2 protein-coding genes and 2 pseudogenes are annotated in these 2,817 nt (G+C 34.3%); all 4 read right to left on the reverse strand.

Annotation, left to right across the window (positions count from 1 at the left end; all coding sequences use genetic code 11):
* Window positions 1-77: 77 nt before the first annotated feature.
* Window positions 78-467 (reverse strand): annotated as a pseudogene (locus tag ACPC58_RS11500) (transposase); the annotation flags it as partial.
* A gap of 57 nt (window positions 468-524) precedes the next feature.
* Window positions 525-593: pseudogene (locus ACPC58_RS11505) on the reverse strand (IS6 family transposase); the annotation flags it as partial.
* Window positions 594-783: 190 nt separating this feature from the next.
* Complete coding sequence (locus ACPC58_RS11510; protein ID WP_011997527.1) at window positions 784-1,335, reverse strand: recombinase family protein; 552 nt, start codon at window positions 1,333-1,335, stop codon at window positions 784-786.
* A 474-nt stretch (window positions 1,336-1,809) separates the two neighbouring features.
* Window positions 1,810-2,655: an AraC family transcriptional regulator gene (locus tag ACPC58_RS11515; RefSeq protein WP_434066024.1), complete on the reverse strand. Its 846-nt coding sequence runs from the start codon at window positions 2,653-2,655 to the stop codon at window positions 1,810-1,812.
* Window positions 2,656-2,817: the final 162 nt, after the last annotated feature.

The raw sequence follows: 2,817 nt of genomic DNA on the forward strand, positions 1-2,817 counted from the left end.
TATTATTGGGAATCCCAGCTTAAATCATAGATACCGTAAGGGATTTTATTCTTTATTTAAAACTTTGCAACAGAACCGTTCTGAGTCATAGACGATGCAATGCTTTCTAGTTTTTTACGACGTCCTCTCTTTTTGCTTATTGGGACTTCTCCATAAATTTTGAAATGATTAACCCAGCTTGCAAGTAAGGTAAAATTAGTAATTTCGAATTTTCTTGCCACAGCTTCATACGTTAAATCAGTTGTTAAATAACATTGTACCGCATTTTCTTTCAACTCCATAGAATAATTTTTATTGACTTTGGAGTGAGCTGTAGGAAGTCCCTCTGCTCGATAATTGCGAATCCAGTGTCTAACCTGACTAGATGAACCTACGTTGTGCAGTTTAGCAAGATAGGTAGAGCCTCCCTTGCCAGATAAATAATCTTGAATAACGCGTTGTTTTAATTCTATGGAATATTTGACCATAAGAAAAGACCTCCGAAATATAGATTTGAAAAGTCTATATTTCGGAGGTCACTACATTCTTCGGTTCTTTTTGTATATGCCTCTCAATGCTTCTATGCCCTTAATCGTACTACTCTGTGTTATCAATTAAATAATTTTCTATAATAAATAATGCTTGGTACAGATAACCCTTTAGATTGTCTTTATTTATTCCTCGGATAAAATGAAGAAATCATTGAATAGTTTGCCTTCAATTTTATATTCTGGAATCATAAGTTTATCTGAAATTTTTTGTAAGATATTTATCATCATCTCCTGATTTTACTTTAAATATATACTATTTATTAATATATCGATAAATAGTTGTTCTCGAAACACCCCAAGACTCCGCAATATTCTTTATTGGTGTTCCACTATCTACAAGTGTTTTAAGTAGCTCTATATCTTTCTCAGAGAATTTCTCAGGTCGACCACCTAATCTTCCTCTAGCACGTGCTGCAGCTCTCCCCGCAGCCGAGCGTTCAAGAATAAGGTTACGTTCAAACTCCGCAAATGCTGCAAATAAATGAAACATAAGCTGTCCAGTAGAACTTGATTTGTCCATCGTGATATTTTCTTGCAAACTATGGAAACTTACTCCTTTATCGTTTAGTGAGTTGACTATGCTGATTAAATCCTCCATATTTCTTCCCAATCGATCCAATCGCCAAACGACAATTGTGTCTCCGGGCCGAGAAAATTCTATTGCTGATTTTAACCCTGGTCTATCTTTTTTACTTCCAGACATGTGATCAGTAAATATTTTCTCACAGTCATATTTTCCAAGACTGTCTTTTTGTAAATCTAAATTTTGTAGTCCAGTTGAAACTCGTGCATATCCAATATTCAAATTTCTGTACCTCCGTTAGTTTAATTGTACCATAACTTAAAACAATATATATAAATGGACATAGATTAAATCATGGGTTAATGAACACAAAATATAAAAGATATTGACGAAAATTGTAGAAAATAAAAAGTGTCCAGAAAATGACCATTTTCTGAACATCTGATAAAAAAGGAAAAACGATTAGAACGCTTTTCTTTTTTATGTCTATTTATTTGATAATAGTCCAATACTAGAGAACCACAAATAAATCACTATCTGAATTTAGTAGACTTTGAAATGCAGTATATTATTCCAACACGGAACTAAAATGTGGGGACATAAATTTTAACTAATTGGGGTAGCGTCAGGAAAATGCGGATTTACAACGATAAGGAATTTCCAATATAAAAAGCCTGATTTCCCATCACCTAAATTGAGAAATTAGGCTCTTTTTTCGTTACTCCATAAACAGCATTCTATTACTGAATATGTAATTTACTTCGGGATAACAGGGACCCAGAGTTCGTGTCTTGGTTTATGCTTCGGACCGTAATAACATTCTATACACGGTAAATTTGCAAGTTCATACTCGGAGGTAGGGACCCACTCGGAATATAAACGTTTCCATGCATCCACTATGTTCGGAAAAACTGCCCATGTACTTGCGGGAATAATAAGCGTCTCCATATTTTCTGGGGATTCCCCATCGTATCTTACGCCCATGAAATAGGAAAATTGTTCATCTGTTATGGCAGCTTCTTTTCCGCAAACCCCCAGAAGGCTTTCAAGCGTGCATTTTGGATTTTCCCATGACATATCTACTAGTTCTTGCATAAATCCATCTTTTTTCGCAGTGTTCCAAAGCGTAGGGATTGTTTTAAATGCTCTGCTTGTTTTTACTGGCTTACTTTTTCCAACAATTCTTAATTCAAAATCAAGGTTTTCAATTCTGTACTCCATCTCGGTATCTCCTTTAATAGAAATTTGAAAGGGAATTCTGGGAAAGGCTTTTAACTGTACCCCTCTATTACGAGCATTGGAAGGGGTTACTCCATGCATTTTTTGAAAAGCACGTGAGAAAGTATCAGAAGAAACATAACCATATTTAATTGCCACATCAATGATCCGAATATCACTTTTTTGAATTTCAAATGCTGCGAGTGTTAACCGTCTACGTCTAATATATTCTGATAGCGATATACCTGAGATTGAAGAGAACATTCTTGAAAAATGAAACTCAGAACAATTAGCTGCTTTTGCAATCTCTTTGTAGTCTATTTCTTCATTCAAGCTATTTTCAATGTAGTTTAACGCATTGTTCATTCTTTCTAGCCAATCCATAAGTTTACTCCCTTTCAATATTTATTTTAAAACAAAATAGATAATAATTGCCGACATTTCATGCCTAAAAATGTTGGTATCAAAAAATGGTTCTGTTGCAAAGTTTTAAATCTACTATCAAATAAGGTAGAATAATAGAAAAAGATAGCAGGAGGAATGACG

This window comes from Streptococcus sp. VTCC 12905, from assembly GCF_049893385.1.
Taxonomy (GTDB): Bacteria; Bacillota; Bacilli; order Lactobacillales; family Streptococcaceae; genus Streptococcus; species Streptococcus suis_AA.

What these genes read in the sequence shown, in the direction of transcription:
- ACPC58_RS11515 (WP_434066024.1), bottom strand. Translation starts at nt 2,655, where the DNA reads ATGGATTGGCTAGAAAGAATGAACAATGCGTTAAACTACATTGAAAAT.